Origin of the sequence: Thermus aquaticus (assembly GCF_001280255.1) — a bacterium.
In the GTDB taxonomy this organism is placed as follows: domain Bacteria; phylum Deinococcota; class Deinococci; order Deinococcales; family Thermaceae; genus Thermus; species Thermus aquaticus.
In genome coordinates this window covers 1,239,343-1,265,056 of sequence record NZ_LHCI01000106.1, presented here as the reverse complement: position 1 = coordinate 1,265,056, position 25,714 = coordinate 1,239,343, and the positions used below count along the sequence as shown (strand labels likewise).

Genomic DNA, 25,714 nt, shown 5'->3' with positions numbered 1-25,714 from the left:
AGAAGGTATAATGCCCCTGGCCTTCTAAGGCCGGGAGGTGGAGCTTGAACCTGCACGAGTATCAAGCCAAGGAGATCCTCGCCCGCTACGGGGTGCCGGTGCCACCCGGCAGGGTGGCCTACACCCCCGAGGAGGCCAAGAGGATCGCCGAGGAGTTCGGCAAGCGGGTGGTCATCAAGGCCCAGGTCCACGTGGGAGGGAGAGGCAAGGCCGGGGGCGTGAAGCTGGCCGACACCCCAGCCGAGGCCTACGAGAAGGCCCAGGCCATCCTGGGCATGAACATCAAGGGCCTCACCGTCAAGAAGGTCCTGGTGGCCGAGGCGGTGGACATCGCCAAGGAGTATTACGCCGGCCTCATCCTGGACCGCTCAAAGAAGCGGGTGGTCCTCATGCTCTCCAAGGAGGGGGGCGTGGACATTGAGGAGGTGGCCGCACAGCGCCCCGAGGCCATCCACAAGTTCTGGATTGACCCTCACAAGGGCCTGAGGCCCTTTGAGGCCCGGGAGATGGTCCGGCGGGCGGGCCTCGAGGGCAACCTCAACAAGCTGGCCCAGGTGCTGGTGGCCCTCTACCGGGCCTACGAGGGGGTGGACGCCTCCATCGCCGAGATCAACCCCTTAGTGGTCACCACCGAGGGCGCCATCGTGGCCGCCGACGCCAAGATCGTCCTGGACGACAACGCCCTCTTCCGCCACCCCGATCTGGCCGAGCTCAGGGAGGTGGAGGCCGAGCACCCCCTGGAGGTGGAGGCTAGCAACTACGGCTTCGCCTACGTGAAGCTTGACGGCAACATCGGCGTCATCGGCAACGGGGCGGGGCTTGTGATGTACACCTTGGACCTGGTGAACCGGGTGGGGGGCAGGCCCGCCAACTTCCTGGACATCGGGGGCGGGGCCAAGGCGGACGTGGTCTACAACGCCCTCAAGCTGGTCCTCAAGGACCCCGACGTCAAGGGCGTCTTCATCAACATCTTCGGCGGCATCACCCGGGCGGACGAGGTGGCCAAGGGGGTCATCCGGGCCCTCGAGGAGGGCCTCCTCACCAAGCCGGTGGTCATGAGGGTGGCGGGCACCGCCGAGGAGGAGGCCAAGAAGCTTCTGGAAGGGAAGCCCATCTACATGTACCCCACGTCCATAGAGGCGGCCAAGGCCATCGTGGCCATGGTGGGAGGTGCGGCGTGATCCTGGTCAATAGGGAAACCCGCGTCCTGGTCCAGGGCATCACCGGCCGGGAGGGGCAGTTCCACACCCAGCAGATGCTGGCCTACGGCACCAAGATCGTGGCCGGGGTAACCCCGGGCAAGGGGGGGACCGAGGTCTTGGGCGTCCCCGTCTACGACACGGTGAAGGAGGCCGTGAAGAACCACGCCATTGACGCCTCGGTCATCTTCGTGCCCGCCCCCGGCGCAGCCGACGCCGCTTTGGAGGCGGCCCACGCCGGCATTCCCCTCATCGTCCTCATCACCGAGGGCATCCCCACCCTGGACATGGTGAAGGCGGTGGAGGAGATCCGGACCCTGGGGGTGCGCCTCATCGGGGGGAACTGCCCCGGGATCATCAGCGCCGAGGAGACCAAGCTGGGCATCATGCCGGGCCACGTCTTCAAAAGGGGCAGGGTGGGCCTCATCAGCCGCTCGGGGACCCTCACCTACGAGGCGGCCGCCGCCCTCTCCCAGGCCGGCCTCGGCACCACCACCACCGTGGGCATCGGCGGGGACCCGGTGATCGGCACCACCTTCAAGGACCTCCTCCCCCTCTTCAACGACGACCCCGAGACCGAGGCCGTGGTCCTGATCGGCGAGATCGGGGGCTCGGACGAGGAGGAGGCCGCGGCCTGGGTGAAGGCCCACATGAAGAAGCCGGTGGTGGGCTTCATCGGGGGCCGCTCTGCCCCCAAGGGGAAGCGCATGGGCCACGCCGGGGCCATCATCATGGGCAACGTGGGCACCCCGGAGTCCAAGCTGAAGGCCTTCGCCGAGGCCGGCATCCCCGTGGCCGACACCATTGACGAGATCGTGGAGCTGGTGAAGAAGGCCTTGAGCTAAAGCCCTTTAAGACCCCGGCGTGGCGAAGGCCACGCCGGGGCACTTACGTCCTCCCCGTGGCCTCCGCCATGGCCAGGAGACGGGCGGCGTGCTCCTGGGTGAGCTGCCCCGGAAGGAGCCGCCAGGCCCAGTTGCCCGAAGGGCGCCCCGGGTAGTTCATGCGGGCTTCGGAGCCCAGGGCCAGAACGTCCTGCACGGGGTAAATGGCCAGCCTGGCCACGGACTTCATGCAAAGGCCCATGAGGGCCCAGGGCACCTCTTCCTCCTGGCGGAAGCTGATCCCCCAGTCCGCCAGGTACCGCTCCAGGAAGGCCCGCTCGTGGGGGGAGGCCGTGCGGTACCAGCCCAGGGTGGTGTCGTTGTCGTGGGTGCCGGTGTAAACCACCACCCGGCCATGGGCGGGGTAGTTGTGGGGGAGGAAGGGGTTTTCCATGCCGTCGTCAAAGGCGAACTGCAGGACCTTCATCCCCGGAAGCCCGTAGCGGTCCCGCAGGGCCTCCACCTCGGGGGTGATGACCCCCAGGTCCTCGGCCAGGATGGGCACCTGGCCGAAAACCTCCTGGATGCGGTCAAAGAGCTTCTCCCCCGGAGCCTTCACCCAGCGCCCCTCCACCGCCGTGGGGCAGGAGGCCGGGATCTCCCAGTAGGCCTCAAAGCCCCGGAAGTGGTCCACGCGCACCAGGTGGAATAGCTCCAGGGCCTTGGCGAGCCGGGCTATCCAAAAGGAGAACCCCTCTCTCTCCAGGACGTCCCAGCGGTAGAGGGGGTTGCCCCAGCGCTGGCCGGTCTCCGAGAAGTAGTCGGGGGGCACCCCCGCCACCACCAGGGGCCTTCCCTCCTCGTCCAGGTGGAACCACTCGGGGTGGGCCCAGACCTCGGCCGAGTCCTCGGCCACGAAGATGGGCATGTCCCCGATGATCTGGATCCCCAGGGCCTCGGCCTCCTCCTTGAGGGCCTTCCAGGCCTCAAAGAAGAGCCACTGGGTCCAGGCGTGGAAGGCCACCTCCTCCGCCAGGGCCGCTTCCGCCTCCTTCATGGCCTTCTCCTCCCGCCGCCTCAGGGGAAGGGGCCACCGGTTCCAGGGAAGCCCCCCGTGCTGGGCCTTGAGGGCCATGAAGAGGGCGTAGTCCTTGAGCCAGGAGGCCTCCTTCTCCTGGAAGGCGAGGAAGTCCTCCCGTTCCTTCCTGGGAGCCTTTTCCAGAAAACCCTGGTAGGCGGCCTTAAGGGCGGGCCATTTCCAGGCGTAGAGCCAGCCGTAGTCCACCCGCCCCTGGGGGAAGCCGGGGTCCTTTAGGACCAGGTAGCCCTTCTCCGCCAACGGCCTCAGGTCTATGAGGTAGGGGTTGCCGGCGAAGGCGCTGAGGGCCTGGTAGGGGGAGTCCCCGTAGCCCGTGGGGCCCAGGGGGAGGACCTGCCAGAAGCGCCCCCCGGCCCCTTTTAGGAAGCGGAGGAAGTCCCGGGCCTCGAGGCCCAGGACGCCCACGCCGTAAGGCCCGGGGAGGCTCGTGGGATGGAGGAGGAGGCCAAAGGCCCTAGGAAGCTCCATGCCCCAAAGTATACCCTGGGGCTGGAAAAGCTTCCAGGGACACCCGCCCCCCTACCCTACCCTGTTCCCCTTCTCGTCGTACACGTAAAACCCCCGGCCCACTTTGCGCCCCAACAGCCCCGCCTGGACCATGCGGCGAAGCAGGGGGGAGGGCCGGTACTTGTCGTCGCCGAAGCCCCGGTGGAGGACCTCCATGATGGCCAAGCAGGTGTCCAGGCCGATGAAGTCGGCGAGCTCCAGAGGCCCCATGGGGTGATTCATCCCCAGGCGCATGATGCCATCTATGGCCTCCTTGGTGGCCACCCCCTCCCTCAGGGCCTCCACGGCCTCGTTGATCATGGGCATGAGGAGGCGGTTGGACACGAAGCCCGGGTAGTCCTGGACCTCGAGGGGGGTCTTCCCCATCCGCCTGGCCACCTCCACCACCACGTCCCGGGTGGCCGCCGAGGTGAGCTCTCCCCGGATCACCTCCACCAGCCCCATCAGGGGCACGGGGTTGAAGAAGTGCATTCCGATGAAGCGCTCGGGCCGCCCCGAGTACCGCCCCAAAGCGGTGATGGGGATGGAGCTGGTGTTGGAGGCCAGGATGGCCTCGGGCTTGGCCAGGGCCCCAAGCCTCTCCAAGAGGGCCCGCTTGGCCCCCTCGTCCTCCACGATGGCCTCCACGATCAGGTCGGCCTCTCCCAGGGCCTCCAGGTCCAAGGTGGTGCGGATCCGCCCCAAAGCGGCCTCGAGGGCCTCCTCCGTGATGCGCCCTTTCTCCAGAAACTTGGCCAAGGAGCGCCGGATGGCCCCTAGGCCCCGCTCCAGGGCCTCCTGGGAGACGTCCAGGAGCACCACCTCGTAGCCCGCCTGGGCCGCCACCTGGGCGATGCCAGAACCCATCTGCCCCGCGCCCACCACGCCGATGGTCTTGACCTCCATAGGCCACCTCGGCGGCTATTTTACCCGCAGGTTCACCAGAACCACGCCCACAAGGGCCAGGGCGCCCCCCAGGAGGGAAAGGGGGGAAGGCACCTCGCCAAGCCACAGGTAGGCGATGAGGATGGCCAGGACCGGGGAGAGGTAGAGGAAGGAGGAGAGCCTGGAGGCGGGCGTCCTGGAGAGGGCGTAGGTCCAGGTGAGGTAGGCCAGGGCCCCGGGGAAGACCCCCAGGTAAAGGGCGGAAAGGAGGGCGGGCCGTGGGGCCTTTAGCAGGGCCTCGGGAAGCCCGGGGAGGAAGAGGAGGAGGGGCAGGGTGCCCAGGACCAGGGTGTAGACCGCGATCGCCTCGCTCCCGTAGCGGGCGAAGAGGGGCTTTTGCAGGACGAAGTAAATGGAGGTGGCGAGGGCCGAGAGGAGGATGAGGAAGGCCCCCGGGCTGAAGGCGAGCCCCCCGCCCTCCCCGAAGGCGATTAGGAGGGAGCCCAGGAGGGCCAGGGCGAAGCCCAGGACCCCCAGGGGGCGAAGCCTCTCCTTCAGAAAGAAGTAGGAGAGCACCGCGGTGAAGACGGGCCCGGTGGCGATGAGGAGGCTCGCCGCCCCGGCGCTCACGGTGAGCTGCCCAAAGACCAAGGCCACGTGGTAGACGGTGATGCCCAAAAAGCCCAGGAGGAAAAGCCGGGGCAGGTCCTCCCGCCTGGGAGGCCTGAGGCCCCGGGCCCGAGCGTAGAGGAGGAGGAGGCTTCCCGCCACCAAAAAGCGGAGGAGGACCAGATGCCCCGGGGAAAGCCCCTTGAGCCCCGCCCTGATGGCGGCGAAGGCGCTGGCCCAAAAGAGGATGGTGACCAAAGCGGCCAGGAGGGCTCTAGGCTCCATGGGGCAGGACCAGGTAGTAGAGGCCCCGATCTAAAAAGCCCCTCTCCAGGAGGGCGTTCACCTCCCGGGCCGTGACCCGGAGGACCCGGGCCTTGACCTCCTCGAGGGCCAGGTAGCGGCCGGTGTAGAGGTACTCCAGCCCCAGGTGGAAAAGCCGCCCCATGGGGGTCTCCCCGGCGAAGACCAGGCCCGTGGCCAGGGGGGTCTTGGCCTTCTCCACCTCCTCCTCCCCAACCCCTTCCCTGGCCAGGCGGGCCAGCTCCTCCTGGAGGGCCGAGAGGACCTCCCCCTTGTGGGCGGGGTCCGCCTGGACGTAGGCGTGGAAGAAGCCCGCCCGGTCCGCCTCCTCGTGGCCGAAGGAGGCCGCCTCGGCGAGGCCGGTGTCCACCAGGGCGAAGTGGAGCCTGCCCGAGCCCTCCTCCCCCAGGAGGTGGGCCAGGACCTGGGCGGGAAAGCGGGCCTCCTCCCCGTAGGCGAAGCCGGGGAAAAGGCCCACCAGGTAGAGGGCCTTGGCCTTGTCGTAGGGGCGTTCCAGAAGGCCGGTGGCGGGCGCCAAAGGGGGATAGGCCCGGCCCGCCTCCCCCCGGTAGAAGCCCTCGGTGAGGCGCTCCGCCTCCTCCAGAAGCCAGCCGAAGTCCACCTTCCCCGTGGCCGCCAGGACCATGTTGCCCGCCAGGTAGCGCCGCCTATGGTAGGCGGCCATCCCCTCCCGGGTGAGGGCCCTTATGCTCTCCTCCGTGCCCAGGACGCTGTTGCCCAGGGGATGGTCCCGGAAGAAGGCCCTCCTGGCCCAGTCGTAGGCCATGAAGCCCGGGCGGTCCTGGTAGCGGGCGATCTCCTCGAGGATCACCTGCTTCTCGGTGGCGAAGTCCTCCTCCCGCAAAGCGGGGAGCATGAGCCGGGAGAAGAGCGCAAGAAGGGGCGGGGCGAACTCGGGCAGGACCGCCCCGTAGTAGACCGTGGCCTCCTCCGAGGTGAAGGCGTTGTACTGGGCCCCCATGCGGTCAAAGGCCAGGTTGACGGAAAGGGCGTCCATCCCCTCGGGGCCCTTGAAGACCATGTGCTCCAGGAAGTGGCTCACCCCGCTCTCCTGGGGGGCCTCGTCCCGGGCCCCGGTCTTCACGAAGTAGCCCAGGGCCACGCTCCTGGCCTCGGGGAGGACCTCGGCGATGACCCTGAGGCCGTTTTTCAAGACCGCTTCCCTAAACATCCTCCACCTCCCCCAAAAGCCCCACCCAGGGGTCCCGGTAGGGGTGGGCCCTTAGGAAGGCGTTGACCTCCTCCAAGGTGGTGCCCTCCACCCTCGCCTCAATCTCGGCCAGGGGGCGCACCCGGCCCAGCATGTAGAGGTCCCGGGCCATGGAGGAGGCCCTGGTCCTGATGGACTCGTCCCCCATGACCAAGGCGGTCCTGAGGCCCACCTTGGCCCGGGCAAGCTCCTCCTCCGTGACCCCTTCGGCGAGCCTTTCCATCTCCTGAAGCATGACGGCCAAAGTCTCCTTGGCCCTATCCCTGGTGGTGCCGGCGTAGGCCATGAGGAGGCCCTGCCCCTTCACCCCCGCCGGGAAGGCGGAGACGGCGTAGACCAGGCCCCTTTTCTCCCGCACCTCGGTGAAGAGGCGGCTGCTCATCCCGCCGGATAGGACCTCGAGGGCCAGCCTGGCCGCGTAGAAGCCCGGGTCCTCGGGGCCCACATCGGGATAGGCCAGGCCGATCTGGACCTGGGCCGTGGGCCGCCTCAGGGCGAAGCGCTCCGGCGAGGCGAGGATGGGCGGGGGATAAAGGACCTCCTCCCCTTCCCAAAGGGCCAGGGGCTCCAGCGCCCCAAGGAGCCTCTCCCAGGAAACCCCCCCGGCCACGGCCAGGATGGCCCCCCTGGGGGTGTAGCGCCTCCCGAAGTCCTCCCTGAGGGCTTTGGGCGTGGCCCGCTTCAGGTCCTCCTCCCGGCCCAAGGGGTCGCGGCCGTGGGGGGAAAGAAAAACCCGCCGCCTGAGTTCAGAGAAAAGCTTCCTGGCGGGCTGGTCCTCCTGGGAGAGGAGGCTTTGCAGGGCCACGGAGCGCACCGCCTCAAACCCCTCCTCGGGAAGCCTGGGCCGGGTGAGGAGGAGGGCGTAGAGGCGGAAGACCTCCTCCAGGACCTCGGGCAGGAAGCTGGCGGCGAAGGCGGTGTACTCCAGGCCGGCCCCGCTACTCCGCCGCACCCCCAAGGCGTCCAGGGCCTGGGCCAGGCCCCTGGCGTCCAGCTCCCCCGCCCCCTTCCAAAGCCAGCCCTCCAAGAGGGTGCTGGCCCCTTCCAGGCCCTCGGGGTCGCTCACGGCCCCGGCGGGGACCAAAAGCTGGAAGGCCACGCCGGGAAAGTCCCGCTCCTCCAGGGCCACGGTAAGGCCATTGGGCCATCGCTCCACGCGGCTCACAGGCCTAAGGGTATCATGGGGAGCGTGAAGGAGGGGGAGGTCCGGGAAAGGCTCCTGAGGCCCATCCTCCGGGAGCTCCAGGACGGGGCCAGGGACCGGGTGGTGGTGGGGGGCCTCGAGGGCTTGGTCCGCAACCTGGCCCGCCCCTTTCCCAAGCTCCTGGACCTGTTCCAGGGCTACGGGGAGAAGGACCCCGAGGCGCGGAAGAAGGTCCTGGAGGAGGCCCTCCGCATCCTTCAGGACGGCCAGGAGAAGGCCCCACCTCCCGGGCCAAAGCCCCGGCTGAAGCCCCAGGACCCCGCCCACCTCCTGGCCCCGCCCCAAAGCCGGAAAAAGCTCTCCGAGCTGGGCCTTCACACCGTGCGGGACGTCCTCCACCACTACCCCCGCCGCTACGAGGACCGCCGGGCCCTCCCCGGCGTGCGCTACCTGGAGGACGGCCAGAAGGCCACCCTCTCGGTCAAGGTCCTGGCCAAGGAGCTGGTGAGGACCCCCAAGAAGGGGATGCAGCTGGTCCAGGTCAAGGCCATGGACGCCTGGGGGTGGCGGCTTACCCTGGTCTGGTTCAACCAGCCCTGGGTCCTCTCCCAGATAGAGGAGGGGGCCACGCTGATCGTCACCGGCCGGGTGCAGCGTAGGAACGGGGTCCAGCTTCTGGTGGAGCACTTTGAGGACGAGGGCACGGAGTCCCTCTCCACCGGGCGCATCGTCCCCATCTACCCCGCCAAGGAGGGGGTGGGGCAGGCCTTTTTGCGCCGCACCGTCCACCGGGCCCTGGAGATGGCCCTGCCCCTCCCCGACCCCGTGGAGCCCTACCGGGAGGGCCTGGCCCTCATGCCCTATTCGGAGGCCCTCAGGGCCATCCACTTCCCCGAGGACGAGGAGGCCCTCAAGAAGGCCCTTCTCCGCCTGAAGTTTGACGAGTACCTCCTCCTGGAGCTCAAGGCCCTCCTGGACGCCGGGGGGGTGGTCCTGGGGCGGGCCTTCCGGGTGGAGGAGGCCTGGGTGGAGGCCTTTAAAAAGGCCCTCCCCTTCCCCCTCACCCGGGCGCAGGAGCGGGTCATGGCCGAGATCGCAAAGGACATGCAAAGCCCCCGCCAGATGGCCCGCCTCCTCCAGGGGGACGTGGGCTCGGGGAAGACGGTGGTGGCGGCCTTCGCCCTCTACCTCGCCGCTATGAACGGGGCCCAGGGCGCCCTCATGGCCCCCACGGAGATCCTGGCCCGGCAACACTTCCAGAACCTCACCCGCTACCTCTTTCCCCTGGGGGTGAGGGTGGAGCTCCTTTTGGGCTCCATGTCCTCCCGGGAAAAGGAGGCCGCCCTGGCCCGGCTCCGCTCCGGCGAGGCCCAGGTGGCCGTGGGCACCCACGCCCTCATCCAGGAGGGGGTGGAGTTCCAAGACCTGGGCCTGGCCGTGGTGGACGAGGAGCACCGCTTTGGGGTTTTGCAGCGGCGGGCCCTCCTCAAGATGGCCAAGACCCCGCCCGACGTCCTGGTCATGTCGGCCACGCCCATCCCCCGCTCCCTGGCCCTCACCCTCTACGGGGACCTGGAGGTGAGCGTCCTGGACGAGATGCCCCCGGACCGCACCCCGGTAAAGACCAAGGTCCTCCCCCACCGCCTCCGCCTCCAGGCCTACGCCTTCGCCCGGGAGGAGATCAAAAAGGGGCACCAGGTCTTCGTGGTGGCCCCGGCCATTGAGGAGTCCGAGCTGGACCTGAAGGCGGCCACCCTCCTCTACGAGGAGCTCCAAGGCCTCCTCCCCGAGGCCAGGATCGCCCTCCTCCACGGGAAGATGCCCGCCCGGGAGAAGGAGGCGGTCATGGAGGCCTTCCGCCAGGGGGCCTACGACCTTTTGGTCTCCACCACGGTCATTGAGGTGGGGGTGGACATCCCCCGGGCCACCCTGATCATCGTGGAAAACGCCGAGCGCTTCGGCCTGGCCCAGCTTCACCAGCTAAGGGGCCGGGTGGGGCGGGGAGGGCTAGAGGGCTACGCCATCTTCCTGGCGGGGGAGGCGGGCCAGAAGACCATGAAAAGGCTAAAGGTCCTCGAGGCCTCCACCGACGGCTTTTACATCGCCGAGATGGACCTGAAGCTCCGGGGCCCCGGGGAGCTCAGGGGCACCCGGCAGTCGGGCTACCCGGAGCTTAAGCTTGGCGACCTGGCGGAGGACACCGAGGTCATAGAGCGGGCGCGGGCCCTGGCCAAGGCCATCGTGGAGGAGGACCCGGACCTCTCCCTCCCCAAGCACCAGGCCCTCAAGGAGGAGCTGAGGGCCCAGGCGGAGCGGATCGGCTTCCGGGAGGTCATCTAGCCCCCATGGCCCTCGAGGCCCTCCCCCACCCCCTCCTCCCCGCCTTCTTCTCCCCGGGCGGGGCTTTGCGGGCCAACGCCCTCCAGGCCTACCTCCTCTCCCTCACCCCCGCCTACGCCCCCTACGCCCCCCTTCCCGTGGTGCGGCTTTTCGTCCTCTCGGAAAAGGACTGGCGGGCGAGGCTCCCCTACCCTTACGGCCTCCCCTTCCAGCACACGGGGCTGGAGGGCCTCATCCTCTACGCCCCCCTCACCTACCCGGAGAGGCTCCTCCACCGCCTCCGGGAGGTCCTCCTGCCCCTGGGCCCGCCCCCCGGGGAGATCCCGGCCTTTTTGGACCTGAACCTGGGGCACGAGTACGCCCACGCCCTCCAGGTGGCCTGGAGGCTCCGCACCGGGGCCAGGTGGCTGGACGAGTTTTTGGCCAACTACCTCTTCCTCCTGGGGCTAAAGGAAAAGCGCCCCGAGCTGGCCCAGGAACTCCTCCTCTTTGGCGCATACCTGGCCCGCCTGAACCCCCAGAAGAAGAGCCTCTCCCTCTACGAACGAAGGAGGGGCAACCTGGAAAGCGCCCTCTGGTTCCAGGCCCACTTCACCCTAAAGGCCTGGGAGATCCTGGAAAAGGACGGGGACCGCCTCTTAAAAAGCTTTTTGGCGGAGGCCCCCCTGGACCGCAGGAAGGGCCACCGCCTCCTTCTCGCCCTCTACCCGGACCTGAAGGCCTGGTTCGCCGCCTTCGGCCTCAGGGGCGCACCCTAGGGGCCACCTTCCCCTCGGCCAGGGCCTTCAGCCAGTCCAGGAAGCTCACCTCCCCCACCTTCAGGGTGTAGAGCTCGGGCCGGGGCAGGATGCAGTGCTGGCTCCCCGGGGCCAGGTAGAAGGTGTAGTTCTCCGCCTGGGCCGGGGTGAGGACGGCCTTCTGGGCCTCGGTGGCCCACTCCCGGGCCGTGGCCTCGGAAGGGGTCCTCTCCCCCTTCATGAGGGCGTAGAAGTAGATCTGGGTGCCGTCCAAAACGGTGGTGTACTGGGCCAGGACCGCCTTGGGGTAGGCCCTGCTCAGGGCCAGGTAGATCTCGGAGACGCTGGGCCTGGCCGAAAGCCCGGGAAGCTCGGGGAAGCGGGGGTTCCAGCGGGCGTAGCCGGGGAAGTCCGGCGTGGCCACCCCCATCCCGGCGTCCCCGCAGACGGCGATCTGGGCGTTTTTGTAGGTGGAAAGGACTTTATCCGCCCAGAAGATGGCCCCGTAGGCCCCGGCGCTGCACCCGGTGACGAAGACCCGCTCCGCCTGGGCGTGGTTCCTGAAGACGTACTCCAGGGCCGCCTGGGCGTTCCTGGCCCCCTGGTGGTGGACCTTGAAGCCGCCGTAGTCCACCGTGGCCCGGCCCACGTGCAGGTCCCCCGTGCAGTAGGGCACGAAGACGTGGGTCCAGCCGAAGAAGGGGTTGGCCACGCTCATGCGGTTGTAAATGCCCTGGGCCAGGAGGAGCTCCTGCGCGTCCACCCGCTTGCGGTAGGTCTGGCTTTGCGGGCCGCAGGTGGCGGCGTCCCAGCAGGCCCCGCCACCCTGGAAGTCCAGGACCACCTTCTTGGGGTCCCCGGGGCTCACGTAGAAGCGGTAGGGGGAGCCGTCCGAGCACACCCCACCCGGCACCTCCACCGCCTTCCAGAAGGCCTCCAACCCCTGGGCCAACGCCAGGGCCAGCACCACCACCAAAGCGATAAGCCGCTTCATTCTTCTACCTCCGGAGGGCATTCTACCCGCCTTCCTGTACCCGGTCAAGAAACCAGCCCACCCCAAAAGCGAAACCCCTCCCCCGCCCCACCGGGCAGGAGAGGGGTCGCAATCCCCTTACGGGGCTAAGTGGCTTGCAACTGCAAGCGTTGGGGTTTAGCCCAGCGTGGAACATCACAATGTCGCAATCCCCTTACGGGGCTAAGTGGCTTGCAACGCGTGGCCGAATGGGTCCGGGACCATCACCGGGTCGCAATCCCCTTACGGGGCTAAGTGGCTTGCAACCTTTTGTCGGGGCCATCAAGTGGGCCGTCCAAGAGCTGTCGCAATCCCCTTACGGGGCTAAGTGGCTTGCAACACGTAGAGACCGGGGACGTGCGGGTATACATCCTCACTCGTAACGTCGCAATCCCCTTACGGGGCTAAGTGGCTTGCAACACTCTACCCCCCTAAGAATGCCCTTCTAGACGGCACCGCCGGAGGGGGTGTTTGTGAGAAAGATGAACCTTGGAATATACATCGGCCAAAGGGTGGGCGTTTTGCGGGGTTTAGGCCGATGGGAAGACTTCGGAAGAGGGGTCAAGGGAGAATGCATAGGCGAATATCGCCGTCCCCGTGGGAAGAAACTGGTTTTCAAGGTCCCCTCCCGGATGCCCGGGACATGGACATTATAGCACTTTCGGGCAACGGTGTACCAAGTACAAAAGTTTGTCGGGAGAGGCGTAAAGAAGGTTACTATACGCTACGGAAGCGTGAAGAGATGGCTTCGCCCCGTAACAAGGCAGATGGTGGAAGTAACTAGTGGATGCGTAAGTATTGCGGCGTGCACGCTTCTTTGCCCTGGCTTCGGCGTGGGCCGGGGTGAGGTGCCCCCTTCGGAAGGCGGCGAGGACCACGGCGTGTGCAAACATCACACGGCCCGGTTCAGGGTGGGTATACTCTTGGGAACATGGTTCGGGATGGGCTGGACCTGGCCCTGGCGGGGCTTCTCCACGACGTGGGCAAACTTTACGGCCGGGCCCTCTGGGGGGAGCGGGACGAGCGGCTTCCCGACCGCACCCACACGGCCTACACCGCCCATTTCGTCCAGAAGGAGGCCGAGCTCTTCCGAAAGGCGGGCTTGGACCCGGACTGGCTCGCCAAGACCGCCAGCCGCCACCACGAGGGCTGGCGGGACCGGCCCCAGTACCAGCCCCAAAGCCCAGAGGAGTGGTGCGTGGCCCTGGCCGACACCTACGCCTCCCAGGAGCGGGAGGAGGGCGGCCAGGGGGGAAGCCCGCCCGAGGTGCCCCTGCAGCCTCCCTTTAGCCAGCTCCGCCTCCAGGGCAAGGAGGGCAGGGATGGCGGCTACCTCCCCGTGGGGGGAGGGGGCCGGGTGGGCCTGGCCCCGGGGGCCCTCTACCCGGAGGCCAGCGTCCCCATGGGCAAGGCCACCTACGGCCGCCTGGTGGAGCGCCTCGAGGCCCGGCTTTCCGAGATGGCCCGCCTTTCCCTCACCAAGGAGGCCCTCCTCCTGAACCTCGCCCTCGCCTTCCAGGAGGCGCTTTCCCTGGTGCCCGCCGACACCCAGTCCGAGCCCGATGTGAGCCTCTACGACCACCTCCGCCTCACGGCGGCCATCGCCCACGCCCTCTGGCTCTACCACGGTGGCCAGCCCTCGGTGGAAGAGCTGCGGCGGGACGGGGAGAAGTTCCTCCTGGTGGTGGGGGACCTGGGGGGCATCCAGGGGCACATCTACCGCATCTCCGGGGCGGAGACGGGGGTGGGGGGCATCGCCAAGCGCCTGAGGGCCAGGAGCCTGGAGGTCAGCCTGGCGGCCGAGACCATGGCCCTGGGCATTCTGCGAAGCCTGGGCCTCACGCCCCTGAACCGCATCCTGGGGGCCGGGGGGAAGTTCTACCTCCTCCTGCCCAACACCAAGGAGGCCCAAGAAGCCCTGGAGGAGGCCCGGGAGGCCTGGGGGCGCTGGGCCCTCAGGCGGGGGGGAAGCCTTATACCCAACCTGGCCTCTCTGGCCTTTGAGGGTAAAGAGTTCCGCGACTTCGCCGGGGTCCTGAAGGCGCTTCACAAGGAGCTGGCCCAGGCCAAGCTCAAGCCCTTTCCCTTCCTGAAGAAGACCGAGGAGACCCGGGGCGAGGCCTTAAGGCCCTGCGCCGCCTGCGGCCTGAGGCCCGCCCTAAAGGACGAGCCCGGAAGCCTTTGCCCGGACTGCGAGCGGGAGCGGGAGGTGGGGGGGCTTCTTCCCAAGCGCGACCGGGTGGGCTTCTTCCCCGATGGGGCCCCCAGGCCCTTTTTCGCCTTCCCAAGCCTCAAGGTGGCCCTGGAGGACGGGCCTGGGGCGGTCCACGTCTTCCGGGCGGAGCTGGACTTCCGCCCCTCGGCCGTGCCCACCGAGGCCAAGCCCCTTCTTGGCCACCTGCCCCGGGTGGCCCACGCCCTGAAGGCCCAGGGGGTCTCCCTGGCGGACTACACCGCCTGGGCCCGGGAGGAGGGGCTTTTGGAGGAGGAGGAAGGTGGGGAGGACCGGGTCCTGACCTTCGGGGAACTGGCGGCCCTTTCGGAGGGCGCGCCCTACCTGGGGGCCCTCATGCTGGACGCCGACCGGATGGGGGAGGCCTTCGCCACGGGCTTCAAGCGGGAGGAGCGGGACCTGGCCACCCCAAGCCGTCTGGCGGCCCTCTCGCGGACCCTCGAGGTCTTCTTCGCCACCGAGGTCCTGGAGCTCATCCGGAACCCGGCCCTCTACGCCGGGCGCCTGGGGTGGGATGCCCTCAAGGCCAGGCGGAAGGGCGAGCGCTACCCCCTCATCTACAGCGTCTACTCGGGCGGCGACGACCTCTTCCTCCTGGGCCCGTGGGACGTCCTCCTGGACTTCGCCCTGGACCTGGAGAGGCTCTACGCCCTCTTCACCGGGCACGAGGCCCTGACCCTCTCCGGGGGGTTTGTGTTGGCGGGGCCCAGCCTGCCCATCCCCGAGCTGGCCCGCCTCCTCACCCGGGCGGAGAAGGCGGCCAAGGAGGCTGGGCGGGGGCGGCTTTTCCTCTTCGGGCAGGCGGTGCCCTGGGCCCATCTCCGAAATCTCCGCCAGGAGGTGGAGGCCCTGCGGAGCGACCTAAGGGCGGAACGGGTCTCCCGGGCCCAGGTCTACCGGTGGCTTTCCCTGTGGCGGCGGTTCTGGGGGCAGGACATGAACGAGGGTGAGAGGATGCGTTACAAGCCCCTCCTGGCCTACGCCCTGAGGCGGGTCCGGGAGCGGGACAAAGGGGCGTGGAAGAGGTACATGGGGCTTTTGGACCATCAGGGCCCGGCCTGGCGGTACCTGCCGGTCTGGGTCCAGTGGGGCTTATATCTTTCTCGGAAGACTAGGGAGGAGCCTTTGGAGGTGAAAGCATGAGTGGAAGCCTTATATCCAGGGCCTACAAGTTGGCATTTGAGTTGGTAGATAAGACGGCGCTCACATCCAGCCAGTTCCGCAACTACTTTGGGGAGCTTCGGATCATTTACAATGATTTTACAGAAAGGAGGGTTTCATGGGATGAAACCCGCCTGCGCCTGGAGCTATTGCTGGCACGGTTGGCTTATGGTACCCGAAAGAAGGGGGGTGTTCCCAGAGAGCTCTTTGAGGTTTTGGCCGAGATGTTAAAGGGTACTGTTGAAGCCGATGCAGAAAAGGGCCCAACTCTCTTGGAAAGCGCTATGCGGCAGGTAGAAGCAATTTTGGCCCTTTTCTACCCCTTGCGCGATCTCAAAGATGACATTGAGAACCACAATAGGAAAAATCGGCATAATCCCCGAGATTTCCGTAAGGAAGCCGAGCTCTTCTTCGGTCGCCTTTTGAAATAGGGGAGGTTAGGATGCAGCTCAAAAAGGTGCTTCGTATCCGCTCGGTCCTACTGGCCAAGACGGGCCTCAGGATCGGCATGAGCCGGGACCAGATGGCCATCGGCGACCTGGACAACCCCGTGATCCGCAACCCCCTCACCGACGAGCCCTACATCCCGGGCTCCAGCCTCAAGGGAAAGCTCCGCTACCTCCTGGAGTGGAGCCTGGGCGGCCCTTACATCCTGGAGGCCAAGGAGCGGCACGTCTACGCCTCCCCCGACCCCAAAGACCCCGTGGCCCGCATCTTCGGGCTGGCCCCGGAGAACGACGAGGCCTCCCTGAAGGTGGCCCGGGAGCGGGGCCCTACCCGGCTGTTGGTGCGGGACGCCTACCTCTTGGAGGACTCCAAGCGGGAGCTGGAGCGCACCGCGGCCAGGGGCGGGCTTTACACCGAGATCAAGCAGGAAGTCTTCATCCCCAGGCTTGGCGGCAACGCCAACCCCCGCACCACGGAGAGGGTGCCCGCCGGGGCCCGCTTCGGCGTGGAGATGGCCTACCGCGTCCTGGACGATCTGGATGAGGAGTACTTCCAGAACTACCTCCTTAGGGCGCTGGAGCTTTTGGAGGTGGACGGCCTGGGCGGGCACATCAGCCGGGGGTACGGCCAGGTGTACTTCCTCCACCCCAAGAAGCCTTGGGACGCCCAGGAGGGGCTTCCCCTGAAAGAGCGGCTTTTGGTGGAGGAGATCGCCCTAGGGGCCTAGCATGCGGGCCACCCTGTTCCGGCTCTACTTCGAGGGGCCCCTTAAGGAGCTTCCCCGGGCGCCCGCCCTCCTGGGCCACGTGCTCTGGTGGTACCGCTACACCCACGGGCGGGAGGCCCTCGAGGGTCTCCTGGAAAAGCCCCTGCCCTTCCGCCTCTCCAGCGTCTTTCCCGAGGGCTGGCTTCCCCGGCCCAAGCTACCCCCCGTCCAGGTGGAGGAAACCGAGCGGAGGAAGGCCATAAAGAACCTCACCCTGGTGAGCCTGGAGACCTTCCAGGCCTTGGCGGAGAAGGGAGAGGAGGTTCTGCTGGAGGCTCCGGAGGTTCTGGGCAGGGCCAGGCCTCCCGAACCCCGGAGGCTCCGCCGGAGCCGGGTGGGCATAGACCGGGGTACGGGGGCGGCCAGGCGGGGCATCCTCTTCACCCAGGAGCTCCTCTTCCCCGACCCCAGGACGGCCTACGCCCTTTACGTGATGGGAGAAGCCCCCTTTGACCTGCGGGACGCCCTGGCCTTTGTGGGAGAGATGGGCTTTGGCGGAGGGGCCAGCGTGGGGCTTGGCCGCTTCCGGGTAGAGGGGCCCCGGACGGTGGAGCTTCCCGAAGCCAAGGAGGCCAACGCCTACGCCACCCTGGCCCCGGGGCCACTGGAAGGCGCCCTTTACTACGATCTAGAGCCCTACTGGGGCCGGCTGGGCGGGGGCTATGTGGGTAGCAAGCCCTTCAAGGGCCCTTACCTCAGGACCCGGGAGGGGAGCGTCTACCAAGAGCCCACCGCCCTTTACCTGGACACCACCCCGCAAGACCCCCCGGAGGAGGGCGTCAGGGTGCGGGAGTTCCTGGGGGTTTTCCCGCTGGGGGTGAGGCTATGAGCTTCCTGGAGACCTTCCGCTTGGAGCTGGAGGCCATCAGCCCGGTCCACGTGGGTACCGGGGAGACCTATCCCGCCTACGCCTACGTGCCCGATTTTGAGAAGAAGGAGGTCCACCTCCTGGACCCCGGCGTCCTTCTCCTGGCCTTGCCCGAGGCCAGGCGCCGCCAGTACCTGGAGAAGGTAGCCCAGGGCCCCAAGGCCGCCCAGGACATCCTGGCCTACCTCCACAAGGAGGGCCAGCTTCCCCAAGAGGCCATCCTTCGCACGCTTCCCGCCAGCGTAGCCTTCCTGAAGACCATCCAGGAAGCCACGCAGGAGGCCCTTTTGGAGTGGCGGCCCCTGCCCCGCTCCCCCCTGGGGGCCTACCTACCCGGCTCCAGCGTCAAGGGCGCCCTGCGCACCGCCTGGCTTTTCTGGACGCTGGTGGAAAGGGACCAGGCGGCGACCTTTGACGAGAGGGAGGGGGTGTGGCGGCTGAAGAAAGGGAGCGGGGACGTCCACGTCCGCCCTTCCTGGAACCCTAGCCTCTGGGAGAACCAGGCCTTTGAGGGGGTGGTCCTGGGCTACATCCGGGAGGGGCGTCGGGGGATGACCCTTGATCTGTACCAGGACCCCTTCCGGGCGGTGCGCCTTTCGGATTCCGCTCCCCAGGAGACCTTCTTGAACCGCATCGGGGTATTCCATCCAAAGAAGGACACCTCGGGCCTGACGCTCCTGGCGGAAACCTTCCGCAAGGGAAGCCGCTTCACCCTGGGCTTCCGCTACCACGGAAGCTTAAGCCGGCACCGGGGCGTTTCCATGCCCATCCCCCCGAAGGACCTCCAGCGGGCTTTAAGGGAGTACTACACCAAGGTGGCGGAGTGGGAGCGCAGCTTTGCTGAAGAACATGGGCTCAAAAATGCCCTTGGTGTCTATGAGGATCTTTTCCAGCGCCTAAAGGACCCCGAGGTCTTCCCCATTCGCATGGGCTTTGGCTCAGGGCGCCTTGCCCTCAGGCTGGCGCTCCTTCTGCCCGAGGACCACCCGGAGGCCCAGGAGCCCAAAACGCGCAAAACCGCCGGGAGCGTGAAACCTCAGGATGGCCTTCCTTTAGGCTGGATGGTGGGGAGGTTCCATGCCTGAGGACCTGCAAACCCTCTGGGAGGCCTACAAGCAAGCCGTCCGTTCCGGCGGCAACCCGCAGGCCCTGTACCAGGAGATGGTCTGGCCCGCGCTGGTGGCCAGGTGGAAGGAAGCCCCCAACGTCCACCCCCGCCGGGAGGCCTTCGCCGTTTCCGTGCACACCCTGGGCACCAGCCCCGAGGCCACCATCTTGGCCATTCTCGGCACAGGGGCCGAACGGGTCTACGTCCTGCACACCAGGGAAAGCGCTTCCTATTTGGAGCGCCTGCAGAAGGAAACGGGTAAGCCCATCTACCCCCTAGAGGTCGGCAAAAGCGACGTGGCCGCCATCTACCGGGAGGTGAAGCGGATTCTGGACCAGCATGGCGATGTCCCCGTGGCCCTGGACCTGACCAGCGGCACCAAGGCCATGAGCGCCGGCCTAGCGGTGGCCGGGTTTTTCTTCCGCCGCTTCTACCCCAAGGCCCGCGTGGTCTACGTGGACAACGAGGACTACGACTCCGAACTCCGCCGCCCCCGGGCGGGCACGGAAAGGCTCATCATCCTGCAGGACCCCCACGAGGTCCTGGGCGAGGTGGACGCCCTTTTCGCCAAGGAGCTTTACGGAAGAGGGGAGTTCGCGCAGGCGGCCAAATACTTCCAGAAGATGGTGGGCGCCACCGGGGATGGGCGCTGGACCCTCTACCAGAGCCTGGCGGAGATGTACGAGGCCTGGCACGCCTTGAACCTCCCCGAGGCCCATAAAAAGGGCTCGGGCCTCCTGGAGAGGCTGGCCCAGAACGCCTGGCTCAACCACCCCCTGAACCGGAGCCGGGACCTCTTGGAAAAGCAGGTGTCCCTTCTGGAGGCGGGCAAGGCGTTCCTCGAGGGGAAGGACCTGGGTCACCGGAGGGGGGTGGGGGCGGTGGCCCGCACCCTCCTCCACTTAGGCGAAAAGGAACATCGGCCGCTCCTCGCCGCCCTTTACGCCTACCGGGCCCTCGAACTCCTGCTGCAGGAAAGGCTTTACCGGTATGGCCGCCTGGCGGACCAACCCAACCTGACCCCTGAGGAAGAAGCCGCTTTGCGGAACGCGCTGTCTGAGATTTTGGGCGAGCCGCCTTCGGCGGTGGAGGTCCCCAAGAAGCTGGGCCTGTTGCACCTCATCGGCCTGCTTCGGCTCCTGGGAGACCCCCTGCTGGCCGGCAAGCCCGCGGGCGAACTCCGGGGCCTTGGGGGGGTCCTCCAGGCCCGCAACACCAGCCTCCTCATCCACGGGTTTGAGGTACCCACCGGCAGGCAGGTCGGGGCCTTGAAAGGCCTCGCCAAGGACCTCCTGGCCGACTTGGACAAGGAGCTGGGCCCGGCGGTAAGCCTCGAGCCCCTGCCTTTGGGTTTCTGATGGTCCTGGTCGCCTTGGTCCTGGTCCTGGAAGGGGAGGGCCCCCCGGAGCCCCTGGGCCTGAGGGGGTTCTTCTACACCCTCCTTAAGGAGGCCTTCCCCGAGCTCCACGACCAGGGGGAAAACCCCTTTGCCCTGGGCTTTGGCCTCAGGGGAGGTGAGCCCTGGGCCCGGGTGAGCCTCCTCAGGGAGGACCTCTACGGCCGGCTTTCCCCGGCGCTGTTTGGCCTCGAGGGCCGGGAGGTGCGCCTGGGCAGGCCCTTCCGGGTCCGGGCCGTGTTGCAGGAGGGCCACCCCTGGGCGGGCCTCACCACCTACGCCCGCCTCTTCCAGGGGCCCCATAGCCCCAATCTGCCCCTAAGGTTTTATAGCCCCACCTTCTTCCGCCGCAAGGGGGTGCAGTATCCCCTGCCCGAGCCCCGCTTGGTCTTGGAGAGCCTCCTGAGGAGGCTCGAGGCCTTTGGCCCTTTGAAGGCGCCCCAACAGGTCCGGGAGGCCCTTCTGGAGAGGACCACGGTCCGCTTCCTGGAGGGGAGGACCCAGATGGCCAGGACGGAGGTGGACACCGTGGGCTTTGTGGGCAAGGTGGTCTACCACCTGCCCAAGGCCACGGAGGAGGAGGCCCTTTGGCTTTCCGCCCCGGGCCGCTACGCCTTTTTTAGCGGCGTGGGGGCCAAGACCAGCCTGGGCTACGGCCTAGCCCGGGCCTTCACTCAGGTGGGCCCTCAGGACGCCTAGGCTTAGCGCCAGAAAAAAGGGCCCGAGACCCCCATGCCGGGGTGGTATCAGGCCCACTCCACCCGGCTCCCCGAGGGGTGCTTGCGCACCCGCAGGCGGGCGGGAAGCCGCTCCGCCAGGGCCTCCACATGGGTCACGATGCCCACCAGCCGCCCCTGGGTGGGGAGGGACTCCAAGACCCCCGCCACCACATCGAGGGCCTCCGGGTCCAGGGTGCCGAAGCCCTCGTCCAGGAATAGGGCCCCAAGCCGGCCCTTGGAAAGCTCCTCGGAAAGGGCCAAAGCCAGGGAGAGGCTGGCGAGAAAGCTCTCCCCGCCAGAAAGGGTCTTGACCGGCCGCTCGGCCTCGGTCCAGAGGTCTAAAACCCAGTACTCCCCCTCTTTGGCCCGGAAGCGGTACCGCCCCCCGGAGAGGGTGTAAAGGAGCTCGTCGGCCCGCTCCACCAGGCTCCCCTGCCTTAGGCCTAGGGCGTACTCGGGGAAGTTGTCGCCCCTCAGGTCCTGGGCCAGCTTCTCCCATAGGGCCATCTCCCGCGCCACCTCGGCCAGCCTCTTCTCCGCCTCCTGGCGGCGCCTCAGGGCCTCCCGCAGGTCCTTTCGCCTCTCCTCCAGAATGGCCACCTCCTGGCCCAGCTTCTCCAGGCGCTCCAGAAGGCTCTTCAGGGCGCCCGCGGCCTCTTTGGCCCGGGCCTCGGCCTCGGGAAGCCCGGGGGGTGGGGCGTCCTGGAGAAGGGCCTTCAGTTGCGCCTTCGCCTCCTTGAGAAGGGCCTCCACCTCCTTAAGTTCGTTCTCGTGGCGGCGGATGCGGGTCTCAAGGGCCTCCCTCTCCTCGGGGCTTAGGGCGTGGGCCCGGGCCTCGGCCTCGGGCATGAGGCCCTTCACCCGCTCCTCGGCCTCGGCCAGGGCCTTGGCCTGCTCCGCCTCCTGGGCCTTCAGGGCGGAGACCTTTTGGGCAAGGTCCGCCATCCCGTCCCGAAGCCTTCGGTACTCCCTTTCCTGGGCCTCGAGGGCCCGCACCCTCGCCTCCAGGCGCTTGAGGTAGGCGGCCACCCCCAGGCCTTCCGTCCTCTCCTGGATGTGCTGGCGAAGCCCGGCGCCCAGGGCGGCCTTCTCCTCCCGGAGGCGCCTGAGGCCTTCCTCCACCTCCCCCAAGGAGGCCTCCCCCGCCTGGGCCCGGAGCTTTTCCTCTTCCTGCCGAAGCCGGTTGACCTCCTCCACCAGGCCCTTGACCTCTCCCCCAATCTCCTTGTAGGTGTCCCGAAGGGCCTGCAGGGCCTCCTCGGCCTCCTCCAGGGCCTTTTTCAGGGCCTCCGGGTCCCCGGGGATGGGCTCGGCGGCCAGGGCGTCCAGCTTTTCCTTCAGGCCCCGGGCCTCCCCCAGGACCTCCCCCCGCCTCCCCTGCACCCGGCGCAGGGCCTCCTCCAGCTCCCGCCGCCTGGCCTCCAGGTCGGGTAGCTCGGGGCGCGGGGGAAGCTCGTGGACGGGCCCGCCGCAGAGGGGGCAGGGCTTGCCCACCTCCAGGAGGTCGTGGAAGGCCAGGAGGCCCCGCCGCCTCTCCTCCCGCCTCAGGGCCTCGAGGGCCTCCTTAAGCCCCGCCTCCTCCTTTTCCAGGGAAAGAAGCTCTTCCTCCAAAGCCTTGAGGCGCTCCCGGAGGCGGTGGGCCTCGGCTCCCTGAAGGCGGGCCTTGAGGTCTTCCACCTCCTTCCGCTTCTCCCGGCCCGCCTCCTCGGTCTTCGCCAGCCTTTGCTGCGCCTCCTCCAGCTGGTCCTCCTTGGCCTTGAGGCGCCTTCTGGCCTCTTCCAGCTGGGAAAGCCCGCTTAGGAGGCGCTCCAGCTTCGCCTCCTCCTCCAGGGCCGCCTCCAGGCGCTCGGGGTCCAGGCGGGGGGCGGGGTGGTCCAGGGGGCCCACCCGGCGGAGGAGGGCCTCGAGGGCCCTGAGCCCCTGGGCCTTTAGAAGGGCGTCCCGGGCCTCCTGCAAAGCGCTCTCGTCAAAGGCCAGGGCCTTCAGGGCCTCCTCAAGCCCCCTCACGGCCCCCTCGGCCTCCTTGAGGCGGGCGCGGGTGGCGGCGAGAGCCCCTTCCTTCCGCCTAAGGTCCTCCCAGAGGGGGAGGGCCCTGGCCGCCTCCTCGCTCAGGGCCAGGCGGGCCCGGAGGTTTTCCATCTCGGAAGCCTCCTTGGCAAGCCTCTCCCGCTTGGCCTCCAGCAGGGCCATCCGCCTAAGGAGCTCCAGGAGGGCCTCGGCCTCTTTGGCGCGGGCCTCGAGGGTGGGCTTTTCCCCTTCTAACCGGCGGCGCTCCGCCACTAGGGCCTCCAGGGCCTGGTCCAGCTCCGCCAACGCCTCCGGCGTGGCCCCGGCTAGGCCCATAAGCTCCCCTTCCAGGCGGCTTTTCTCCTCGGCGTAGCGCGCCTTCTTTTCCGCCGCTTTCTCCCGCACCCGCTCCAAGCGGGAGAGGCCGAAGAGGTCCATGAGGAGCCTCCGCCGCTCCCTGGGCTCCCCCTTTAAAAAGCGGTCAAACTCCCCCTGGGGCAGGAGCAAGGCCCGGGTGAAGGCCTCGTAGGAGAGGCCCAGGAGGTCCTCAATGGCCTCGTTCAGGCGGTCCAGGGTTTCCAGGGGGACGAGCCTTTCCCCATCCGTCAGGTCAAAAAGCCGCCCCTCGCTCCTCTTGCCCCGCACCCGCTCCACCCGGTAGGTGCGCGCCCCCACCTGGAAGGTGAGGCGGACCCTGGCCTCCCCCACCCCGGGGTGGACCAGCTCCTTGACGCCCTTCCCCACCCGGGGCACGAGGCCGTAGAGGGCGAAGGCCATGGCGTCCAGGAGGGTGCTCTTGCCGCTTCCCGTGGGGCCGGTGATGGCGAAGAGCTCCACATCGGAGAAGTCCACCCCCTGCTTCTCCCGGTAGGGGCCGAACCCCTCAAGCTCCAGCCGCAAGGGTCTCACTCTCCACCTCCTTCAGGGCCTCTTCAAACCGCTCCAAAAGGGCCTCCTTCTCCTCCCGCTCCCCCAGGTAGCGGGCGTAGGCCTCCTTAAGGCCCAAATGGGCGCCCCCGGGAGGGAGTGGGGGCAGGTCGCCCGCCCCCTCTATGGCGAGAAGGTGGGGCAGGGCCCGGTAAAGGCGCTCCTTCTCGGCGGCGGAAAGCCTCCCCTCCACCACCAGGCGCAGGTAGCCGGGAAAGCGCTCCATCTCCAAAAGCCGCCCGTCCAGCTCCTCCCGCTTCAGGCGGAAGGTCTTGAGGGGCTTGCCCCAGCGCTCCCGGATGGGGTGGACCCTAGCGGGCCCCGAGGGGGGAAGCTCCACCAAAAGGGCCCCCCTCTCGGCGTCCTCCCCCTCGCCGAAGTCCAGCTGGACGAGGCTCCCCGAGTACCAGGCCAGGGGGGCCTCGGAAACCTGCTGCTGGCGGTGGATGTGTCCCAGGGCCAGGTAGCGGGCGGAAAGGGGCAGGGCCGAGTGGGGCACGGCGTAGGACCCGGCCAGGTGGAAGAAGAACTCCCCGCCCCCGGGCCGGACCCCCTCCAGGGCGAAGTGGGCCAGCATCAGGGGGCTCGCCAGGTTGGCCAGGACCCGGCGCATGGCCTCGGCGTAGGTGCGGTGGCGCTCCTCGGCCTCCTGCAGGACCCGCTTCACCAGAACCCTCTCGGACACGAAGGGGAGGAGGGCGGCCTCGAGGTCCGCCACCCGCACCACCCCCCCTTCCTCCTTGAAGAGGGGGTGGCCCCGCACCCTGGCCCCCGCCAGGGCGAAGAGGGGGGAGAGGGCGGAGAGGCGCTCCTTGGGGTCGTGGTTGCCGGCGATGACCAAAGCGGGCACCCCCAGGGCCTTGAGCCCCATGAAGAACTCCACGGCGTGGCCCTCGGCCTCGGCGGAGACCTGGGGGCGGTCAAAGAGGTCCCCCGAGACCACCACCAGGTCCACCCGCTCCTCCTTCACGATCCCCAGGAGGGCCTTCAGGGCCTCTCCGATCTCCGGCGTCCGGTCCACGCCTCTTAAAATCTTTCCCAAATGCCAGTCGGCGGTGTGTAATAGGCGCACCTTTCCATTCTAGTGGACGTGGGGATGCTCCCCGGGCCCCGCCTTCCCTCCCTGGAAGAGGAAGGCCGCCACCAAGGTGGTGAGGGGCACGGCCAGGAGAAGGCCCAAGGAGCCCAGGACCATGGCGGCGATCTCGGCGGCGAAGGGCTCGGTGTTGAGGAGGAAGCGCAAGGGGGTGGGGTCCTTGGTGAGGAGGAGGAAAAGGGGCAAAGAGCCCGCGGCGTAGGCCAGGACCAGGGTGTTGACCAGGCTCCCGATGTGGTCGTAGCCCACCTCCATCCCCCTCCGGTAAAGCTCGCCCAGGCCAAAGCGGGGGTTGGCGTGGGCCAGGGCCTGGACCACGGCGGCCTGGGTCACGGTCACATCGGTAAGGGCCCCCAAGGCCCCCACCACCACCCCCGCCAGGTAGAGGGAAAGGAGGTCCACCCCGCCCCACTGCTTGAGGAGCAGGGCCTCCTCCGAGGCCAGGCCGGTGAAGCCAATGGCCCCCACGAAGTAGAGGCTTAGGAGGAGGACGAAGAGGACGGAAGCCAGGGTTCCCAAAAGGGCCGCCGTGGTCTTCCGGTTCACCCCGTGGACCAAATAGATGGTGAAGAGAAGCACCCCCAGGCTTCCCAAAAGGGCGTAAAGGAGGGGGTTTCCCCCCGAGGCCACCCGGGGCACGATGAAGTAGACCACCACCAGGAGGCTTAGCAGGGTGCCGAGAAGCCCCCTAAGCCCCTTGCCCCGGCCCAGGAGGGCGGCGAGAAGGGCGAAGAGGAAGAGGAGGCCCACAAGCCAGGGCATTCGGTCGGGTTCGGCCACGTAAAGCCGCCCCCCCTCCTGGTAGAGGACCACCCGCATCCCCGGCCGAAAGCCCCCGCCGTCGGCGGGGAGGAGGGCCTCCTTGACCTTGCCCTGGACCTCCACCCGGGCCACGCCCTCCGGGTCCAGGGCCAGGATGCGCCCCAGGAGGTAGCCCCCCGGCTCCTGGGCTAGGGCGGGAAGGCAAAAGAGGAGCAAGAGAACCAAAGCCCGCATGGGGCCACTCTACCCCACCGATGCCACCCCACGCTGGCCCAAGCCAGCATGGGGGCCCCGGCAAAAGGTTCCTAGGGAAGCCGCCGGGCATGGCGGACCGAAGAAAACAGAAAGCAAGGGT

The 25,714-nt window shown here is 68.0% G+C and carries 19 protein-coding genes, 1 pseudogene and 1 CRISPR repeat array; of the genes and pseudogenes, 11 read left to right on the top strand and 9 right to left on the bottom strand.

What is annotated here, in order from left to right; translation table 11 throughout:
* Nucleotides 1-44: 44 nt before the first annotated feature.
* Together sucC and sucD are read left to right on the top strand one after the other, a co-directional pair.
* Nucleotides 45-1,181, top strand: coding sequence for an ADP-forming succinate--CoA ligase subunit beta (gene sucC, locus BVI061214_RS07860; RefSeq protein ID WP_053767921.1), 1,137 nt, complete (start codon nt 45-47; stop codon nt 1,179-1,181).
* Nucleotides 1,178-2,044 carry a succinate--CoA ligase subunit alpha gene (gene sucD / locus BVI061214_RS07855; RefSeq protein ID WP_053767920.1) on the top strand — a complete coding sequence of 289 codons (867 nt, stop codon included), beginning with the start codon at nt 1,178-1,180 and terminating at the stop codon, nt 2,042-2,044. The genes sucC and sucD overlap by 4 nt, the downstream gene beginning before the upstream one ends.
* A 43-nt stretch (nt 2,045-2,087) precedes the next feature.
* Here the strand turns inward: sucD and malQ are convergent.
* The 5 genes and pseudogenes from malQ to BVI061214_RS07830 all read right to left on the bottom strand — a co-directional run.
* A pseudogene (gene malQ, locus BVI061214_RS07850) lies at nt 2,088-3,614 on the bottom strand (4-alpha-glucanotransferase); the annotation flags it as partial.
* 27 nt (nt 3,615-3,641) lie between these two features.
* Nucleotides 3,642-4,514, bottom strand: a complete 873-nt coding sequence (locus BVI061214_RS07845; RefSeq protein WP_053767918.1) for a 3-hydroxyacyl-CoA dehydrogenase family protein — start codon at nt 4,512-4,514, stop codon at nt 3,642-3,644.
* 15 nt (nt 4,515-4,529) lie between these two features.
* The gene (locus BVI061214_RS07840; RefSeq protein ID WP_053767917.1) at nt 4,530-5,387 is read right to left on the bottom strand and encodes a DMT family transporter; all 858 of its coding nucleotides are present in this window, start codon (nt 5,385-5,387) and stop codon (nt 4,530-4,532) included.
* Complete coding sequence (locus BVI061214_RS07835; RefSeq protein WP_053767916.1) at nt 5,377-6,597, bottom strand: M16 family metallopeptidase; 1,221 nt, start codon at nt 6,595-6,597, stop codon at nt 5,377-5,379. The genes BVI061214_RS07840 and BVI061214_RS07835 overlap by 11 nt, the downstream gene beginning before the upstream one ends.
* Nucleotides 6,590-7,801 (bottom strand): M16 family metallopeptidase, encoded by a 1,212-nt coding sequence (locus BVI061214_RS07830; RefSeq protein WP_053768620.1) that lies wholly within the window; start codon nt 7,799-7,801, stop codon nt 6,590-6,592. The genes BVI061214_RS07835 and BVI061214_RS07830 overlap by 8 nt, the downstream gene beginning before the upstream one ends.
* Before the next feature lie 15 nt (nt 7,802-7,816).
* Here BVI061214_RS07830 and recG point away from each other — a divergent pair, with 15 nt between their 5' ends.
* Both recG and BVI061214_RS07820 read left to right on the top strand, forming a co-directional pair.
* Nucleotides 7,817-10,120, top strand: a complete 2,304-nt coding sequence (gene recG, locus BVI061214_RS07825) for an ATP-dependent DNA helicase RecG (protein ID WP_053767915.1) — start codon at nt 7,817-7,819, stop codon at nt 10,118-10,120.
* Nucleotides 10,121-10,125: 5 nt separating this feature from the next.
* Nucleotides 10,126-10,878, top strand: coding sequence for a hypothetical protein (locus BVI061214_RS07820; protein ID WP_053767914.1), 753 nt, complete (start codon nt 10,126-10,128; stop codon nt 10,876-10,878).
* Here BVI061214_RS07820 and BVI061214_RS07815 read toward each other — a convergent pair.
* A complete protein-coding gene (locus tag BVI061214_RS07815) occupies nt 10,862-11,851 on the bottom strand; it encodes a pectin acetylesterase-family hydrolase (RefSeq protein WP_053767913.1) in 990 nt (329 codons plus the stop codon). The genes BVI061214_RS07820 and BVI061214_RS07815 overlap by 17 nt on opposite strands.
* 105 nt (nt 11,852-11,956) lie before the next feature.
* Nucleotides 11,957-12,289: direct repeats of the CRISPR family, unit length 36 nt; unit sequence GTCGCAATCCCCTTACGGGGCTAAGTGGCTTGCAAC.
* A 511-nt stretch (nt 12,290-12,800) separates the two neighbouring features.
* Here BVI061214_RS07815 and cas10 point away from each other — a divergent pair.
* Genes cas10 through cas6 form a run of 7 tightly spaced genes read left to right on the top strand, consistent with a single transcriptional unit; the run spans nt 12,801 to nt 20,547 of the window.
* Nucleotides 12,801-15,245 carry a type III-A CRISPR-associated protein Cas10/Csm1 gene (gene cas10 / locus BVI061214_RS07810; RefSeq protein WP_053767912.1) on the top strand — a complete coding sequence of 815 codons (2,445 nt, stop codon included), beginning with the start codon at nt 12,801-12,803 and terminating at the stop codon, nt 15,243-15,245.
* Nucleotides 15,242-15,694, top strand: a complete 453-nt coding sequence (gene csm2, locus BVI061214_RS07805) for a type III-A CRISPR-associated protein Csm2 (protein ID WP_053767911.1) — start codon at nt 15,242-15,244, stop codon at nt 15,692-15,694. The genes cas10 and csm2 overlap by 4 nt, the downstream gene beginning before the upstream one ends.
* 11 nt (nt 15,695-15,705) lie before the next feature.
* Nucleotides 15,706-16,437 carry a type III-A CRISPR-associated RAMP protein Csm3 gene (csm3, locus tag BVI061214_RS07800; RefSeq protein WP_053767910.1) on the top strand — a complete coding sequence of 244 codons (732 nt, stop codon included), beginning with the start codon at nt 15,706-15,708 and terminating at the stop codon, nt 16,435-16,437.
* 1 nt (nt 16,438) lies between these two features.
* A complete protein-coding gene (gene csm4 / locus BVI061214_RS07795; protein ID WP_053767909.1) occupies nt 16,439-17,305 on the top strand; it encodes a type III-A CRISPR-associated RAMP protein Csm4 in 867 nt (288 codons plus the stop codon).
* A complete protein-coding gene (gene csm5, locus BVI061214_RS07790) occupies nt 17,302-18,429 on the top strand; it encodes a type III-A CRISPR-associated RAMP protein Csm5 (RefSeq protein WP_053767908.1) in 1,128 nt (375 codons plus the stop codon). Before csm4 ends, csm5 begins: the two co-directional genes overlap by 4 nt.
* Nucleotides 18,422-19,810 (top strand): TIGR02710 family CRISPR-associated CARF protein, encoded by a 1,389-nt coding sequence (locus BVI061214_RS07785; RefSeq protein WP_053767907.1) that lies wholly within the window; start codon nt 18,422-18,424, stop codon nt 19,808-19,810. Before csm5 ends, BVI061214_RS07785 begins: the two co-directional genes overlap by 8 nt.
* A complete protein-coding gene (cas6, locus tag BVI061214_RS07780; protein WP_053767906.1) occupies nt 19,810-20,547 on the top strand; it encodes a CRISPR system precrRNA processing endoribonuclease RAMP protein Cas6 in 738 nt (245 codons plus the stop codon). The genes BVI061214_RS07785 and cas6 overlap by 1 nt, the downstream gene beginning before the upstream one ends.
* A gap of 47 nt (nt 20,548-20,594) precedes the next feature.
* Here the strand turns inward: cas6 and BVI061214_RS07775 are convergent, their stop codons facing one another.
* Genes BVI061214_RS07775 through BVI061214_RS07765 form a run of 3 tightly spaced genes read right to left on the bottom strand, consistent with a single transcriptional unit; the run spans nt 20,595 to nt 25,593 of the window.
* Nucleotides 20,595-23,483 (bottom strand): AAA family ATPase, encoded by a 2,889-nt coding sequence (locus BVI061214_RS07775; RefSeq protein ID WP_053767905.1) that lies wholly within the window; start codon nt 23,481-23,483, stop codon nt 20,595-20,597.
* Nucleotides 23,458-24,573, bottom strand: coding sequence for a metallophosphoesterase family protein (locus BVI061214_RS07770; RefSeq protein ID WP_053767904.1), 1,116 nt, complete (start codon nt 24,571-24,573; stop codon nt 23,458-23,460). Before BVI061214_RS07770 ends, BVI061214_RS07775 begins: the two co-directional genes overlap by 26 nt.
* A 9-nt stretch (nt 24,574-24,582) precedes the next feature.
* On the bottom strand, nt 24,583-25,593 hold the full coding sequence (locus BVI061214_RS07765; protein ID WP_053767903.1) for a YibE/F family protein: 1,011 nt from the start codon (nt 25,591-25,593) through the stop codon (nt 24,583-24,585).
* Nucleotides 25,594-25,714 lie beyond the last annotated feature (121 nt).

Bases quoted from the DNA above. Each gene is read 5' to 3' on its own strand.
- BVI061214_RS07845 (WP_053767918.1), bottom strand. From the start codon at position 4,514: ATGGAGGTCAAGACCATCGGCGTGGTGGGCGCGGGGCAGATGGGTTCT.
- BVI061214_RS07840 (WP_053767917.1), bottom strand. From the start codon at position 5,387: ATGGAGCCTAGAGCCCTCCTGGCCGCTTTGGTCACCATCCTCTTTTGG.
- BVI061214_RS07835 (WP_053767916.1), bottom strand. From the start codon at position 6,597: ATGTTTAGGGAAGCGGTCTTGAAAAACGGCCTCAGGGTCATCGCCGAG.
- recG (WP_053767915.1), top strand. From the start codon at position 7,817: ATGGGGAGCGTGAAGGAGGGGGAGGTCCGGGAAAGGCTCCTGAGGCCC.
- BVI061214_RS07820 (WP_053767914.1), top strand. From the start codon at position 10,126: ATGGCCCTCGAGGCCCTCCCCCACCCCCTCCTCCCCGCCTTCTTCTCC.
- BVI061214_RS07815 (WP_053767913.1), bottom strand. From the start codon at position 11,851: ATGAAGCGGCTTATCGCTTTGGTGGTGGTGCTGGCCCTGGCGTTGGCC.
- cas10 (WP_053767912.1), top strand. From the start codon at position 12,801: ATGGTTCGGGATGGGCTGGACCTGGCCCTGGCGGGGCTTCTCCACGAC.
- csm2 (WP_053767911.1), top strand. From the start codon at position 15,242: ATGAGTGGAAGCCTTATATCCAGGGCCTACAAGTTGGCATTTGAGTTG.
- csm3 (WP_053767910.1), top strand. From the start codon at position 15,706: ATGCAGCTCAAAAAGGTGCTTCGTATCCGCTCGGTCCTACTGGCCAAG.
- csm4 (WP_053767909.1), top strand. From the start codon at position 16,439: ATGCGGGCCACCCTGTTCCGGCTCTACTTCGAGGGGCCCCTTAAGGAG.
- csm5 (WP_053767908.1), top strand. From the start codon at position 17,302: ATGAGCTTCCTGGAGACCTTCCGCTTGGAGCTGGAGGCCATCAGCCCG.
- BVI061214_RS07785 (WP_053767907.1), top strand. From the start codon at position 18,422: ATGCCTGAGGACCTGCAAACCCTCTGGGAGGCCTACAAGCAAGCCGTC.
- cas6 (WP_053767906.1), top strand. From the start codon at position 19,810: ATGGTCCTGGTCGCCTTGGTCCTGGTCCTGGAAGGGGAGGGCCCCCCG.
- BVI061214_RS07765 (WP_053767903.1), bottom strand. From the start codon at position 25,593: ATGCGGGCTTTGGTTCTCTTGCTCCTCTTTTGCCTTCCCGCCCTAGCC.